Consider the following 14,831-nt stretch of genomic DNA (forward strand, 5'->3'; position numbering starts at 1 on the left):
CATGCAGTTGGAGGCCTTCGAAGCGGTCAGCGATAATCCACAAGCCAAGCTGTCAGCTGTGATCAACTAAACGGCGAACTCAATGGCAAGAGCCATGATGAGTTACACCACTTCCCGGGACACGATCATCCGTGCGTATCCAGATGCGCTGCGGTGCTACGCCTGTTTGCCCGCACAGTTGAGCTATCTGGCGCGCCACCTGTGGCGGCGCGCAACAGTACACCGTGTCCGGGCGGAAAGTGGTCAGCAAGTGCCTGGTTTGCCACCAACCACTGCTGTAGTCACGCGGCATTGGCGACAGTGCCGACAGCCAGGTTCGACAATCGTCTGGCAGCAATTCGGCCGCAATGCCGTCATGTGACAGTTGCAATTGTACCCAGGGCAGCCAGCAGCGAATCTCATCCAGCGCACCCAACAAGGGCAGCAAGCCGTCGGCGCGACTGATGGCCAGCAACTTTGTACTTTGCAGGGGCAGCGGCCAAGCGCTGCCAAGCGGCCCGGAATAGTCGAACAGCTCCCCCGTCCGGCCCAGGGGCTGCGCACTCTGGGTGCTGACGATAAATTGCCCGGCCACGCCAGGTAGGGTCACGTAACTGCATGGCCAGCCATTGCCTCGCTGCATGGCTGGCTGCAAAGGGCCAGGCGCACGAATTGCTGAATGCCCAGGCCGGGCAATTTCTGGAGCAAGCGGACGCTGGCACCCTCCCGGTCCATGACTGCCTCGCACTGTAATGATGACTCGCTGTAATTAGCCTAGACGGTGGCCAATCTGGCACTTTGATCAGGATCAAACCAGCGGGCGCCAGGGACTTCACGTCGTTGAAAGGTCAAATGGGGGGCTGCCCCACGGCGCATCATCATCGGCCAGCCTGCACATCGTCGCCTTGCTCGATGCATTGGACAAACGCTGGCTGCTGGAGCCCGGTGAGCATCATATCGAGCGGTCAGCAGTTACAGCTGGAAAGCACGGTACGGTGACGCTGGCCGATATCGACCAGGCCTTGCAGGCGCTGGGCGAGGAACTGGGGGCGCGGGTCGAGAGCTTCCAGACCAACTTCGAAGGCGCCATGTGCGAGCGAATCCATCAGGCATTTGAAGATCGGGTGGATGCTGTGCTGATCAATGCCGGGGCATGGACGCACTACAGCTATGGCATCCGCGATGCGTTGGCCATCCTCGAGGCACCGGTGGTCGAAGTGCACATGTCGAACATCCATGCCAGAGAGCCGTTCCGCCACCACTCGGTGTTTGCAGATGTGGTGCGTGGACAACTCTGTGGGTTTGGCGTTGAGAGCTACCTGCTGGCGTTACGGGCAGCCATGCGCATGTTGTGAGCTGCAGTGTTGAAACTATGGGTGCGGGCTTGCAGGAAACGTCACTGTAGCCTGTACCATGCACCCATATCCGCTTCGCGGCGGCGCCCGTTTCTACGGGATCAGGTCAGCCAGCTTATGCCTCTTCACCCAGAAGGATTTGTTAACTTGGCTATCCAAGAAGCAACCCACACCTCACGACAAGCTACCTGCATTGCCTTGCTGGTCGCCATCACCTTCTTCATGGAAAACCTCGACGCCACCGTGATCACCACAGCGCTGCCACGTATGGCTGCTGACTTTGCAGAGAACCCCGTGAGTTTGAACATAGGCATCACCGCCTACCTGCTTGCGGTGGCGGTATTCATTCCGCTTAGCGGTTGGGTGGCCGACCGTTTCGGTGCCCGGAATGTATTTGCCGGAGCCATCGGCCTGTTTACCTTCGCGTCGTGGTTATGCGGCCTGGCATCCACTCTCGAAGCCTTCATCGCCGCGCGGGTGCTGCAAGGTATTGGTGGTGCGCTGATGGTGCCGGTTGGACGACTGGTGGTCCTGCGCGCCACCGAGAAGAAACACCTAGTGAAAATGCTCGCGGTGATCACTTGGCCGGGGTTGGTAGCGCCAGTGCTTGGGCCACCCATAGGCGGTCTCATCGTCACACACTTGTCTTGGCCTTGGATCTTCTACCTGAACATTCCGCTCGGCGTGCTCGCCATCGTGGCTGCATGGTGGCTGATCCCCGATGCACCCTGCGGCGAAGCGCGCAGTTTCGACCTGGTGGGCTTCATCTTCCTCGCATCAGCCTGTGCAGCGTGGCTGATAGGCCTGGAGATGCTCGGGTCGCTGTCCGGTGGCAGCTTTTCGGCCGGGGCGGCGCTGGTTACCCTGGGCGCACTGTTGACCTGGTTGTCTATCCGCCATTGCCAGCACCACCCAACGCCATTGTTGCCACTGGCGACGCTAGGTATCGCCACACTCAGGTCCAGTATTGTCGGGGGAACGCTGTTCCGCCTCTCGATCAGTGCTTTGCCGTTTCTGATCCCGCTGATGCTACAAATCGGATTTGGCTTGTCACCCGTAGATACCGGTCTGCTGGTACTGGCGATCTTCGCTGGAAACCTGGCGATGAAGCCATTTACCACCGTCTTACTATGCCGCTATGGTTTCCGCCGAGTGCTGCTGGTAAATGGTCTTATTGGTATCGGCTCCATTCTGGCATGCCTGGGCCTGCAGCAGGGTATGCCTTGGTACTGGATGGCGCTGGTGCTGTTCATTGGTGGGCTGTCACGCTCGATGCAGTTCACTACGTACAATGCTGTCGGCTTTTCCGAGGTGCCCAAACAGCAAATGGGCGAGGCGTCGACGCTGTTCAGCATGTTCTTCCAACTGGCGATGGCGTTGGGCGTGGCTGTGGTGGCGTTGCTTTTGAGGGTGTCGATGATGGTGCGCGACGCTGACGGCGGTATCACTGTCAGTGACTTCCACTGGGCGCTGATCGGTGTTGCGCTGATTGCCTGCGCCAGCGTGGTCGATGCCATGCGGCTGTCTACTGATGCAGGAAAGCAGGTGTTACCTACCTAAATCTGAAGCTATCGACCCAGCGGTCTCGCATGCCGACCGTGGCCGTTTGGGTTGCTACGTAGGGGTGTTTTTTGCTTTGGATGAGTGGTTTTCGGTGCTGATTCGTTGTAGAAATGAAGCACACAAGCGCGTGCCTAGCGCTGAAACCTCTGCCAGAGCGCACACCGACGCTCCATCTAACGCTGTTATTTACTGCCGAAGCCTGACCTGGATGCTGTCTTTGAAGCATGGATGCCTTTCACCATTCTTATAAGACATTTCCCTTCTAGCGAGGGCATACCGTGATTCGAACGCTTGGGGAAATGAGTCAGTCATCACCTGGTTATGGCCAAAAGGCTGGTTGCGAGCGGGGGCCTAATAACGGCCCGCAATTCGTATTTCGGTGGGCTCTGCCGAGCGAGGCTGCGAGCTAAAAGGGATCCGGTGCATTGCAAGGCAGTCAAACGGCTGAAATTGCTTGCCAGGGTGGCGCTCCTTCACCCTTGGGCCTAATCGTAACATTCCAAACACTCAGGAGAGTAGGGTGCTCGTGTTGAGTAGAGTGCTACTGCTTCAAAACCTCAGAGATCCAACGCTCCATCGTAAGCGTCTGCCGAACACACCTTCAGAATCCCCAGATTAAGAGCGATGGTGTCCACCTAAAAATACGTGGACACTATCGCCCTCAATTCAAGGAACACCATGCGTCAGCGCACCTCTTATCCCAAACCCTTCAAGGCCCAGGTTGTACAGGAATGCCTAAGCCCTGATGTGTCTATTGCGAGCGTGGCCTTGCGGCACGGCATCAACGCCAATCTGGTTCGGAAGTGGATACCTATCTATCGTGACCGGCAGGCTTCCGCCTTGCCTGCATTTGTATCGTTGAAGCTTGAGACCGCTGTGGCGATGCCAGCTCGGCAGGATGTAGCTCGCATCGATATTTCCTCCGGGCAACGCACCGTCACTGTGAGCTGGCCGATCTCCGACCCGGACGGCTGCGCCCGCTTTATCCGCGGCCTCTCCCAATGATCCGTATCGACGCCATCTGGCTTGCCACCGAGCCCATGGACATGCGCGCCGGCACGGACACAGCACTGGCCCGCGTGGTCGCCGTATTCGGTGCGGCGAAGCCGCACTGCGCTTATCTGTTCGCCAACCGCCGCGCCAATCGGATGAAAGTACTGGTGCACGACGGCGTGGGTATCTGGCTTGCTGCGCGGCGGTTGAACCAGGGCAAGTTCAATTGGCCTGGCACTCACCGTGGGCTGGAAATCGAACTCGATGTTGAGCAACTTCAAGCATTAGTGCTGGGCCTGCCCTGGCAGCGGGTGGGCGCTAACGGCACAATTACATTGCTCTGAATCGGGTGTTTTAGCTGTGACAGGTGGGCTGCTTTGGTAAAATCCACGGCATGATTTCCTCGCCCAATCTCGACCAGATGACTCCCGATCAACTGCGCGCACTCGCTGCGCAGTTGCTGTCGAAGGTCGACACAATGGGCCGAAAGATCCATCGTGACGAGACCATCATCGAGCAGCTCACTCACGAGATCGCCATCCTCAAACGCCACAAGTTCGCCAAGCGCAGCGAGCAGATCAGCCCGGCGCAGGGCAGCTTGCTCGAAGACCTGCTCAATACCGACCTTGAAGCCATCGAGGCCGAGTTAAAAGCCCTTCATCCTGCACCCGCACAGACCGAACCAGGCCAGCAACCCAAGCGCGCACCGTTGCCGCCGCAGTTTCCTCGTGCCGTCATTCGCCACGAACCGGAAAGCACCGAATGCACCTGCGGCTGCCAACTTCAGCGCATCGGCGAAGATGTCAGCGAGAAGCTGGATTACACGCCGGGCGTGTTCACGGTTGAGCAACATGTGCGTGGAAAGTGGGTCTGCCGGCAGTGCGCAACACTGACCCAGGCACCCGTGCCGGCCCAGGTGATCGACAAGGGCATCCCAACTGCCGGCTTGCTGGCCCACGTAATGGTGGCCAACTTTGCTGATCATCTTCCGCTGTACCGGCAGGAAAAGATCTTCGGCCGTGCCGGCCTAGCGATCCCACGCTCGACGCTGGCTCAGTGGGTCGGCCAAACCGGCGTACAACTGCAACCGCTGGTAGATGCACTGCGCGAAGCAGTGCTGGCCCAGCGCGTCGTCCATGCCGATGAAACACCGGTGCAGATGCTGGCACCAGGTGAAAAGAAAACGCACCGTGCGTACGTCTGGGCCTACTGCACGACACTGTTCTCGTCACTGAAGGCCGTGGTCTACGACTTCAGCCCCAGCCGTGCTGGCGAACATGCGCGCAACTTCCTGGGCGCCTGGAACGGCAAGCTGGTGTGCGATGACTTCGCGGGCTACAAGGCCGGCTTCGAGCAAGGCATCACCGAAATCGGCTGCATGGCCCATGCCCGGCGCAAGTTTTTTGACCTGCATGTGGCGAACAAAAGCCAGTTGGCAGAACAGGCGCTGCACTCGATCGGTGGGCTGTACGAGGTCGAACGGCAGGCCAGGAACATGAGCGATGAAGGTCGCTGGCGATTACGCCAGGAAGTAGCGGTGCCCGTCGCTGAAAAATTGCACGAGTGGATGCTGGCTCAGCGTGCGCTTGTACCCGAGGGCTCGGCTACAGCCAAGGCACTGGATTACAGCCTAAAACGCTGGGTAGCGCTGACGCGCTACCTGGATCACGGTGCCGTGCCCATCGACAACAATGCGGTGGAGAACCAGATCAGGCCGTGGGCGCTCGGTAGGTCGAACTGGCTCTTCGCAGGTTCACTGCGCAGTGGCAAACGAGCGGCAGCGATCATGAGCTTGATCCAGTCGGCGCGCATGAATGGCCATGATCCGTACGCGTACCTCAAAGATGTACTGACGCGGTTGCCGACGCAGAAGGCCAGTGAGATCGAACAACTGCTGCCGCATCAATGGACGCCAGCCTAGCTAACCGAGGTCAAGTGATTACCTACAAGGACGCCTGTTCAATCTCATGTAGCTGAACAGGCGCCTCGTTGTTTTTAAGAACGGAAGCTAACTCTTGGAACCATTCAAATCAGCTTTGGCAGAAACGGATACGGTTACCAAAAGGATCGTATACCTCCAGAAGCTTTCCCCATTCCTGCTCCACGATGTCGGGTCGACCGAAGCCGTAGCGTTTGGTGATCAACTCGTCCCGAAACAGCTCAATGTTCTGCATGGGAACAAAAATGGTCGTTCCTGGACTTGCGTCGCCATGATGCTCAGAAAGGTGGACTTGCACTCCGTCCCGGCTAAGCCCTAGATAAAGGGGAAGATCCACTTCGAAACGATGCTCGAATTCGACACTGAAGCCTAGGAAATCAAGATAAAACTCCCTCGCCTTCGCTTCATCGAACATACGCAGTATCGGAATAGCTTTCTCCAACTTGATTTCAGCGCCGGTCAGATCGTGAGGGAGCGCTGCTGAGGCGGTATTCCAATCTTTGTAGCCCAGCTGCTGAGCCACCATTTCAAGAGCAACCGAATGGGTTACCTCATGATCGCGAGCTTCAAGCGAGGTGCGCAGAGATTTGGCCATGCGCTTAGCGTTTTCGATTGTCGACATGATTTCTCCTGGAGTCGAAGCGTCTTGGTGCTCGCGTTGCCAAACCCCGACTATCAAGAGAGATACGAATGGGTTGGAGCAAATATGCTTTCACCTTTCCTTAACGGTGCGAGCGGCAGGCAGCATAAGCCTCAGTCAATGGTACACAGTCTATCGCGCGGTCGGAAGCTGACTTTCGCTAGAGAGGGCAATCTGACATGGCCGGACGCTTACGCCCGGTTCTCGGCATTCACGACATCACGGGCCCGGTCTCCATCACCAACTGGTGCGATCTCTCCCAGCGTGGGTGGCGTCTGCTCTGCATTACTTCTTGAGTGAGCGCCAGACTGACTCTCCAGCGGGAAGACACGCGTGGGTCTTGTGGCTAAAATCAGTACGCCCGTACTGGCCATAGGCAATCATTGCATTGATGATCGGCTACTTTAGGAATGCTTACAGGGGGATACATGGAGTCAGTTGTTCCGAGAGACCGGTCGATATCCGATCTCTTATCGCGTGCCGCATCAGCGGATCTGGAAGTCTTGGCCGACCTGATCACCGACAATGGCAAGGGCAGGATTGCCCTCGACAGCGTCGTGAAGGCAACGATCACGACCCGGAAGGTGCAGGGCCGTTTGCAATCTATTTCGGGCCTGCTTGAAAAGGAAATTTGTGCTTTCGGAAGCAACACCATTGTTTCCGCAATCAAATCGGAGAGCATCGACTACCTCGAGGTCGCGACGGATGTCGCCAAAAAACTGGACGGAAAACCCTCCGCGCAAGATGACATCTTCGCTATTGAGGAAATCATCATCCGCCAGGCCATGGACAAATACATGGGAGACGAAGCGCTCAAGGACTATCTGAGCGGCGGCAATCTCGCTGGCTACATCAATGAAATGGTGAAAATGCTGATGTTGTCTGCCGGTAGCCTGGGCGGTGTGGCTACTACTGGTGGCGGGGCGGGCATTGCCAGCGCATTGGGAGGCCGGGTGCTCTCAATGGTTGCAGCTCCACTTGCTATCGGTGCCGCAGGACTCGCGATTTACCAGGCTTCGTCGCCGGCGTTCCGGATCACCATTCCTGCCGCTCTGCAAATCGCCAAGCTGCGGCGCGCACGTTACGACCAAGACTTCGAGGCCTACACGGAGAAACTGAAAGCATGTTTGTAAACGTTGACGCGCTTGTACGCTCCTTGCCTGATATCCCAGATGTCCTGGCCAAACTGCATAGCGGAGATTACACGCTTTGGGGTGGCGTAGTCCGACACTCAAAGGGAACCGAGAAGGCTGGCCAGATCGTCGGGCACCTCCTTTTTCCGGGCGACTCGGGGCATGTCCAAGAGAGCCTAAAGAACCTGCAATCCACTCTATCCAGTGGCCTGGGGTCGCTTCAAACTGGCATGGATCAAGTGCAGCAGAGCATGAATGTGCTCCAGGGACTACAGTCGGCCAATCTCGTAATGAGTGGGCTCAACCTCGCGGTGACTACCGTGGGGTTTGTCATTGTGTGCAAAAAACTCGACAAAATTAGCCGGGAAATGGAGAAACAATCAAAAACGATCGCAGAGACCTGGCTGCTGGTGAGCGAGGCTCACGAACGGTACCTACTCGCTGATGAAGCTCGCTTTCGAGGCCTACTACGCACCGCAATACAGTTCTGCGAAGAAGGCGATGCTCAGCAGCTCAGGATATTGATTGGATCTTTCAATGAGCAGTATGAGTTCACCAGGCTTCTCCTGGAACGGCATTCGCGGATGGCCACCAGCAACGTTGCATTCTTTGACCAGGTTTCACTGCTGCAAAACCGATTAGTAAACCTTGGTTTGATGATGTCCCACGTTCAGTTGAAGGCTGGTTCTCACAAGTACGCCCGACAAAGCCTGACGGAGCTTGCTACCGACATCGCCAACCTCAACGCTTCTCGGGTAAAGGCTTTGTCCAACGATCGCAGTGTTGCGTCAACGATCACTCATGAGCAATTCGCTGGTCTGACTCGTTTCCTGCAGGACGGAACCAAGATGACGCCGTCTCTGACCTACCAAGCTGATCTCATTGAGCTTGAAGTGAAACATCCTGGGCTGCTTCAGCATGCGACCGAGGCGCGGGAAATTTTGCTGATAGCCGCGTGAGTTATTAGTCCGGTCGCCGCCAACGAAACGCGATGCCCGAAGCTGCCATTAATGCCGGGGAGGGCAGTTGCAAGCGCAACGCGTAGGCCTTTGGCCGTAGGCACGGGGATGGAAGCCCGCAGGGCCAAGACCCCGACTCAGTCGGGGCTTGGTTCACGACAGCCGTGCCGATGACCGCAGTCGCGCCAGTGGGCCTTCTCAGCCAACGGACTTTGCTGCAGTCGCGTCAAAATGGTGGTCGTGAACCTTCTGAATAGATCGATCATGGTATGGCTCGCGTAACCAGCACTACCATCCATCAAAGGCAGCAGCAGGCTTTGCGTGGAAAGATCCGAATTCTGGCTGTGCCTGAACTTGGCATGACGGCGGAAATAGGCAGCGAACTCAGAAGCCAGCGGATAGCGCAGGCGAGGGTAGTGAGGGCTTTCGAACCATGCTGGGGAAATCTGACTTGAGCCTGCCTCTGGAGAGCTGGCCTCGTCGGCTTTGAAGCTTGAAAACCTCAATTTAAGGGCCGATGTTGACCCCAACGCACGCAGTGGAGCGTCAGAGTAGATGGCCACGGCCGCGACGAGGAGCCATGGCTGCCACTGATTATCCTTCTGGGGCAATGACGTGGCTATTGACATCAGATCAGCCAGTTGTACCGGTGTGAAAGTCGTCCGGGCTATCCCTTGACGAACCTCGAAATCTCTAGGCTTTAGCGCACCGATCTCATTATCGTCTCGAGCACTGGGCACACGATCTTGTAGTGCCTCGGGGTGAACTCCGGCCGTTGGCACTGCTTGGTCAGGAAGTCGATGCCCAGGCGCCAGGTTTGGAATGCTTCCAGTGCGGGATCAAGGGTACCGAGCCGTGCGCGGACGTCATTATAGGCACGCAGCGTGGTCGGATCACCGGCTGTGGCTGCCTGCAGGCGTTCTAATCTGGCAGCCTGGCCCAAGCTGCATAGAAGCCAGAACTTGGCCGTGGAGTGCCAGCGCATGGATGTAAATTGTAGACACCGAAGCATGTTGACGGATGCGGAATCAGATTTAGGGCGCTTGAGGCGCGGGGATCAATTTGGCTGAACTAGACGGTAGAATTTCGGATGGGATCTCTAGCTGCTGGATTATGGTTTTCAAACCGGGCAATCAGGGGTGGTGAGGCTGGTAAAGCTGAGAAGGTACTGGACGGATTAGGGGTGTATGGCCAGTTCACACAAAGTCTGGTTTTCGGGGGCTGGTGACTCAGCAGGCACCATTACTCACACATGCCATTTAACATAATATGGATTATGGGCAGTTTTGTATGGAGGTGCCAGGGCCGTGGGTGGGTAGATTTGAAGCCAGGCCCCTGGCCTCGATCACTGGGTCGCAGATCGAGCTTGAACCTCAGCGATGTAACTCAGCACGAATGGATCCTACGAGCCTCGTTCCTTGTAGTAGCCACCTACGTTGGCCAACGTTCACCGCAGTAAACTCATCAATACTGGCTCAGAAAATTTCCAGCTGGCCGACTCCTAGTGATACCGGCTACTGGTGAACACATCGCGATACTTCTCGAATGAGTGTTCCTGGCTAATCAGGGCTAGGCTCTTGCGAATAGCTGCAGGCATCGCGTGAAATAGTATCAGCAGATCGTGAGCGTCACGCTTTTGTTTGGATGGGATCTTGCCGATCGACTGCAGGTAATGGTGAGCCATTTTGAGTGCTTCGACGTCAAGCTATAGGTTTCGCCGGACGCACCTCCATGCTGATCTGGCACGAAAATAAAGCTTTTTAGCAGGATTTCCATACCGATCGCTCCATTGCCCAGGGCGACATGCGGGAGGTTTTGGGCGTCTAGAAGCTCAGCGGCCTTGAGGTAGTTATGGGCGCTTTCTAGCATCCAGCCTTGAAAGTGAGTCATTAAATGGTGCTCCTTGATGGTAACTGCCGCCGGAGGTAGCTCAGTCTTGAACGCTAGCGTGCAAACGTGGACGTTAGCGATAACGCATGAGCTACCCCTAGCTAAATAGATGAGCTACCCTGCCCTTATAATATGAACGCAAGGGATAACTACGCTAAATAGTCATTTAGTGTAGTTACATTTCTTTACAGCCATGCGCTAAAGCGCTCAATCAGAAAGCGACGGCTACACGCAAGTTTATTCGGTTCTGCTCCTTGAAGCCGCCACTGACGTTTATATCCCTTCCATAAAGCGCCATAAGATGCAGCCGCGGATCCAGCTGATAGCCTACCCCAGCAGTAAATTTGGTCTCGGTGGCTCGACCAGTAGCTTGATTCCCATCGACATCGACATCGACCGCGCCGATCCACTAATGCGCGATGCCCACCCTTAGGTCGAGTGCAGGACTGACGTGGTATCGTCCGAACGCCTGAACTTTGCTGGAGTTGTTCAGTCGTGCGAAGTTTCCTTCTCTAGGTGTATGCCGACCGTAATCAGTATTTCGGGAACGGTTCACTGCTTCCCAAAACCTCGATAGCAACACGAATGCCAACTTGACTGTTCAACTCAAGACAAATTAAATCCTTTAAATTCAGTAAGATACAGCCAATCAGAAAGGTCTCCAGAGGACGAGCTTCTTCCCGCTTGGCCATTACGTCAGCAGTGATTCAAATTGACCCATTCACTATGAATCACTGATCGCGAGACGCAGAGCACCCTGGACGCCAAACCCGAAAAGTCTTCGCCCGGAAGAACTTCAGGTGCGCTACTGTCTAAATTCCTGTCATACGAGCCCGCCAAACCGCTTGTAAAAACTCTCGTTAACATCCGGCAACGGCCCATCCGCTGTCTCCAGCGCGGCATTCAGCCATGCCTCGGCCTTGGCAAACACCAAGCGATAGAGGTTGCGGCACAATTGGCGCGCCGCCCTTCCCTCCCAATCACCGGGCAGCAGTTCGTCAGGCAGTTGTGGGTCACGGAGCAGCAGCCTGCGGTACTCGTGGATCAGCAGCGTGCGCGCCAGGAAGCAATCCTGTGGCCCCAGCTCATCCTGCTCCTTCAGGCTTTGCCATAACGGCCGGAACAGCTGGATGAATTCGCTGTACTGCTGCCCCAGTTCGTCGATGCGCCAACTTTCCCTTACCTGTGCACGCATGGCCTTGGATGCCAGGACTTCCTGGGTGTGGGTTTCGAAGACGATGCTGTCGTCGTCGGCTTCCAGTTCGCGCAGAGTGGTGGCGAGGTCACCGCGATCGGCGCGCGGGCTGCCGAGCAGGTTCGGTGCCATCGCCCCGAAGCCCTGCCATTCCAGTTCTTCGCGCACGGCCTTGCGTTTGCCCGCATCGAGTTGCGACAGCAGCACCAGGGTCCAGGCGCCGTCCCAAGCTGGCTGGCTTGCGCTGTAGACGCGTTTGAACGCTTTCTCAAAGCGCCGGCGCCCCGTCCCCGTCAGGCTGTAGTAGCTGCGCCGGCCAACCTTTTCAGCGGTCAACCAGCCTTCCTTGGTCAGCCGGAAAATCGACGTGCGGATGAGGCGTTCATTGATGCCGATTGGCTCCAGCAGGTTGATCAGGCTTCCCAGCCAGACAGTCCCGCCGTGAGGTTCGATGGCATCGCCGTACAGCGTGATGATCAGGGAGCTGGCGCGGATCGGCGTCTGCTCCTGGAAGCGGGTGATCAGCGTATTCAGTGGGGCAAGATTGCTCATGGGCGAACTGTGCGCGGATAAAGTGCCGACTATACCTGCGCGGCGGGCCGCCTGGCCATTGCGTGTCGCGGCCAGGCTCATGCGCTTGCCTGGCTTTTGGGGCGTACTCCAGTGTCTTCCATGCGTGGCCGCCCTGGCTCGGCCTCGCTCAGTGGCGGGCATTCGACCATGCTGTGCATGCAGCGCTGCGCCAAATACTGGTACTCCGCCGTCCCGCGCTGTTTCCAGGCGAGCTCCTGATCAGTCAGCGGGCGTTTGACCTGCGCGGGTGAACCCATTACCAAGCTTTGCGCTGCACATTCAAAGCCGGCTTTGACGAAGGCCGTGGCCGCGACAATGCAGCGTGGCGCGATATGCGCACCATCCATCACCACCGCGTTCATGCCGATCAACGCGTCTTCCCCCACACGACAGCCATGCAGCACAGCGCCATGGCCGACGTGGCCGTTGCGCTCTACCACGGTGTCGCCACCCGGGAATCCATGCATCACGCAAGTGTCCTGCACGTTGGCGCCCTCCTCCAGCACGATACGGCCGAAGTCGCCCCTGAGCGACGCCAGCGGGCCGATGTAGCAACCGGGGCCGACGATGACGTCACCGATCAGTACCGCACTGGGGTGCACATAGGCTGTTGGGTGGACCACAGGCGTCAGCCCGTCCAGGCGATAGCAAGGCATGCCAAAAGCTCCTCAAGTGATTTGATGTGTAACTTGATCTTGTATCTCAACATATCGGCAAGTCAATTACAGGTTTTGTATCATGTCAGGAAAATATGGATATGGGCTAGTAAATGCCGCCAAGTGCTTCGATGATGCAATGAAAGCCCGTAGAAATGGCAGGAATGAGTGACTAGATTAGACGCCAGACCCTACATGAACAGATACGGAAAACAAATTTCAACGTTGCGTATCCGTATCGTATGGTGCATATACTCATTGCACCTGAGCGTGCTCCCGATCACGCCTCTGCAAAAAAACTCCAAGAAATGCCGGCATCACGACGTGCCGTGCGTGCAGCCAGAGGAACCCGTTATGCCCCGATATCTCGACGTGCAGGCGCCTGAATTCGGCGTACAGCTCATCACCCTGCAGCGGCCCGAGGCGTTGAACGCTCTGTGTACCGAGCTTCTGGAAGCGCTGGCCGCTGCGCTGAAGGTCGCCGAGCACGACGAGCAGATTGGCGCCGTCGTTATTACCGGTAGCACGAAGGCGTTCGCTGCCGGCGCCGATATCCGCGAGATGGCCGAGCGAGATCTGGTCGGGATCCTCAATGACCCCCGCGTAGGCCACTGGCAAAGCATCGCTGCCTTCGCCAAGCCGCTGGTTGCTGCCGTCAACGGTTATGCCCTGGGTGGCGGTTGCGAGCTCGTGATGTGCGCCGACATCGTTATTGCCGGCACAGACGCCCGTTTCGGTCAGCCGGAGATCAACCTCGGCATCATCCCTGGCGCCGGGGGCACACAGCGCCTGTTGCGGGCGGTAGGCAAGCCCCTGGCAATGCAGATGGTGCTGACCGGCGAAGCGATAACCGCCCGCCACGCTCAACAGGCCGGGATGGTCAGTGAAGTCACCCAGCCCGAATTCACCGTGGAGCGCGCCTTGCAGGTTGCCCGCTGCGTTGCCGCCAAGGCGCCACTGGCCGTGCGCCTGGCCAAGGAGGCTGTGCTCAAGGCCGGTGATACCGACCTGGCCAGCGGCCTGCGCTTTGAACGCCATGCCTTCACCCTGCTGGCCGGCACTGCCGACCGCGATGAAGGCATCCAGGCCTTTCAGGAAAAACGCCAGGCCCGCTTCCAGGGCCGCTGATCATCAACCCCTCGACTGACGGAGCGAGTCTGTCATGACTTTCCAGCACATCCTGTTTTCCATCGACGACGGCGTTGCCTTCCTTTCACTGAACCGCCCCGAGCAACTGAACAGCTTCAACACCGCCATGCACCAGGAGGTGCGTGAGGCGCTAAAGCAAGTACGCCAGAGCAGTGAAGCGCGCGTGCTGTTACTGACAGCCGAAGGCCGCGGTTTCTGTGCTGGCCAGGATCTATCAGACCGCAACGTCGCACCGGGCGCCGAAATGCCAGACCTCGGCGAGTCGATCGACAAGTTCTACAACCCGCTGGTGCGCACCCTGCGTGACCTGCCGCTGCCGGTGATCTGTGCGGTCAACGGCGTGGCTGCTGGCGCAGGCGCCAATATCCCTCTGGCCTGTGATCTGGTATTGGCCGCCCGTTCTGCCAGCTTCATCCAGGCCTTCTGCAAGATCGGCCTGGTGCCGGACTCCGGCGGTACCTGGTTGCTCCCGCGCCTGGTCGGCATGGCGCGGGCCAAAGCCCTGGCCATGCTGGGCGAGCGTCTTGGCGCCGAACAGGCGCAGCAGTGGGGGTTGATCCATCGTGTGGTAGACGACGCCGCATTGCGTGACGAAGCCCTCACCCTCGCCCGCCAGCTTGCGACCCAGCCTACCTACGGCCTGGCGCTGATCAAGCGCGGTCTCAACGCCAGTTTCGACAACGGCTTCGATGAGCAGCTTGAACTGGAGCGCGACCTGCAGCGCCTGGCCGGGCGTAGTGAGGACTACCGCGAAGGCGTGAGCGCCTTCATGGACAAACGCACGCCGGCTTTCAAGGGGCACTGAAC

General features: G+C 57.7%; 15 protein-coding genes. 9 read left to right on the forward strand and 6 right to left on the reverse strand.

Annotated elements, in window-relative coordinates; all coding sequences use genetic code 11:
* Positions 1-79: 79 nt before the first annotated feature.
* Positions 80-622 carry a hypothetical protein gene (locus DMX11_RS15865; protein ID WP_256590622.1) on the reverse strand — a complete coding sequence of 181 codons (543 nt, stop codon included), beginning with the start codon at positions 620-622 and terminating at the stop codon, positions 80-82.
* Between the two features lie 289 nt (positions 623-911).
* Between DMX11_RS15865 and DMX11_RS15870 the strand changes: the two genes are divergently transcribed.
* The 5 genes from DMX11_RS15870 (at position 912) to DMX11_RS15890 (ending at position 5,811) form a co-directional block, all read left to right on the forward strand.
* Positions 912-1,334, forward strand: a complete 423-nt coding sequence (locus DMX11_RS15870; protein ID WP_110745454.1) for a type II 3-dehydroquinate dehydratase — start codon at positions 912-914, stop codon at positions 1,332-1,334.
* A gap of 117 nt (positions 1,335-1,451) precedes the next feature.
* The gene (locus DMX11_RS15875; RefSeq protein WP_110745359.1) at positions 1,452-2,894 is read left to right on the forward strand and encodes an MFS transporter; all 1,443 of its coding nucleotides are present in this window, start codon (positions 1,452-1,454) and stop codon (positions 2,892-2,894) included.
* Between the two features lie 681 nt (positions 2,895-3,575).
* On the forward strand, positions 3,576-3,902 hold the full coding sequence (locus DMX11_RS15880; RefSeq protein WP_110745360.1) for a transposase: 327 nt from the start codon (positions 3,576-3,578) through the stop codon (positions 3,900-3,902).
* Positions 3,899-4,234: an IS66 family insertion sequence element accessory protein TnpB gene (gene tnpB / locus DMX11_RS26245; RefSeq protein ID WP_146230365.1), complete on the forward strand. Its 336-nt coding sequence runs from the start codon at positions 3,899-3,901 to the stop codon at positions 4,232-4,234. Before DMX11_RS15880 ends, tnpB begins: the two co-directional genes overlap by 4 nt.
* Positions 4,235-4,284: 50 nt before the next feature.
* Positions 4,285-5,811, forward strand: a complete 1,527-nt coding sequence (locus tag DMX11_RS15890) for an IS66 family transposase (protein ID WP_110745361.1) — start codon at positions 4,285-4,287, stop codon at positions 5,809-5,811.
* Between the two features lie 109 nt (positions 5,812-5,920).
* Here the strand turns inward: DMX11_RS15890 and DMX11_RS15895 are convergent, their stop codons facing one another.
* Positions 5,921-6,451 carry a glyoxalase superfamily protein gene (locus tag DMX11_RS15895; protein ID WP_110745362.1) on the reverse strand — a complete coding sequence of 177 codons (531 nt, stop codon included), beginning with the start codon at positions 6,449-6,451 and terminating at the stop codon, positions 5,921-5,923.
* A 521-nt stretch (positions 6,452-6,972) separates the two neighbouring features.
* Here DMX11_RS15895 and DMX11_RS15900 point away from each other — a divergent pair.
* Positions 6,973-7,602 carry a hypothetical protein gene (locus DMX11_RS15900; protein ID WP_146230366.1) on the forward strand — a complete coding sequence of 210 codons (630 nt, stop codon included), beginning with the start codon at positions 6,973-6,975 and terminating at the stop codon, positions 7,600-7,602.
* Positions 7,593-8,561 carry a hypothetical protein gene (locus DMX11_RS15905; protein ID WP_110745364.1) on the forward strand — a complete coding sequence of 323 codons (969 nt, stop codon included), beginning with the start codon at positions 7,593-7,595 and terminating at the stop codon, positions 8,559-8,561. The genes DMX11_RS15900 and DMX11_RS15905 overlap by 10 nt, the downstream gene beginning before the upstream one ends.
* Positions 8,562-8,698: 137 nt before the next feature.
* Here the strand turns inward: DMX11_RS15905 and DMX11_RS15910 are convergent, their stop codons facing one another.
* The 4 genes from DMX11_RS15910 to paaY form a co-directional block, all read right to left on the reverse strand.
* Complete coding sequence (locus DMX11_RS15910; RefSeq protein ID WP_110745365.1) at positions 8,699-9,190, reverse strand: hypothetical protein; 492 nt, start codon at positions 9,188-9,190, stop codon at positions 8,699-8,701.
* Between the two features lie 982 nt (positions 9,191-10,172).
* The gene (locus tag DMX11_RS26250; RefSeq protein WP_256590623.1) at positions 10,173-10,451 is read right to left on the reverse strand and encodes a hypothetical protein; all 279 of its coding nucleotides are present in this window, start codon (positions 10,449-10,451) and stop codon (positions 10,173-10,175) included.
* An 823-nt stretch (positions 10,452-11,274) separates the two neighbouring features.
* Positions 11,275-12,198 carry a phenylacetic acid degradation operon negative regulatory protein PaaX gene (gene paaX, locus DMX11_RS15925; protein ID WP_177410750.1) on the reverse strand — a complete coding sequence of 308 codons (924 nt, stop codon included), beginning with the start codon at positions 12,196-12,198 and terminating at the stop codon, positions 11,275-11,277.
* Between the two features lie 77 nt (positions 12,199-12,275).
* On the reverse strand, positions 12,276-12,875 hold the full coding sequence (paaY, locus tag DMX11_RS15930) for a phenylacetic acid degradation protein PaaY (RefSeq protein ID WP_110745368.1): 600 nt from the start codon (positions 12,873-12,875) through the stop codon (positions 12,276-12,278).
* Positions 12,876-13,229: 354 nt separating this feature from the next.
* Here paaY and paaF point away from each other — a divergent pair, with 354 nt between their 5' ends.
* Positions 13,230-14,003, forward strand: a complete 774-nt coding sequence (gene paaF, locus DMX11_RS15935) for a 2,3-dehydroadipyl-CoA hydratase PaaF (RefSeq protein WP_110745369.1) — start codon at positions 13,230-13,232, stop codon at positions 14,001-14,003.
* A gap of 34 nt (positions 14,004-14,037) precedes the next feature.
* Positions 14,038-14,829, forward strand: coding sequence for a 2-(1,2-epoxy-1,2-dihydrophenyl)acetyl-CoA isomerase PaaG (gene paaG, locus DMX11_RS15940; RefSeq protein WP_110745370.1), 792 nt, complete (start codon positions 14,038-14,040; stop codon positions 14,827-14,829).
* Positions 14,830-14,831: the final 2 nt, after the last annotated feature.

Origin of the sequence: Pseudomonas sp. LB-090624 (genome assembly GCF_003205205.1) — a bacterium.
Lineage (GTDB): Bacteria > Pseudomonadota > Gammaproteobacteria > Pseudomonadales > Pseudomonadaceae > Aquipseudomonas.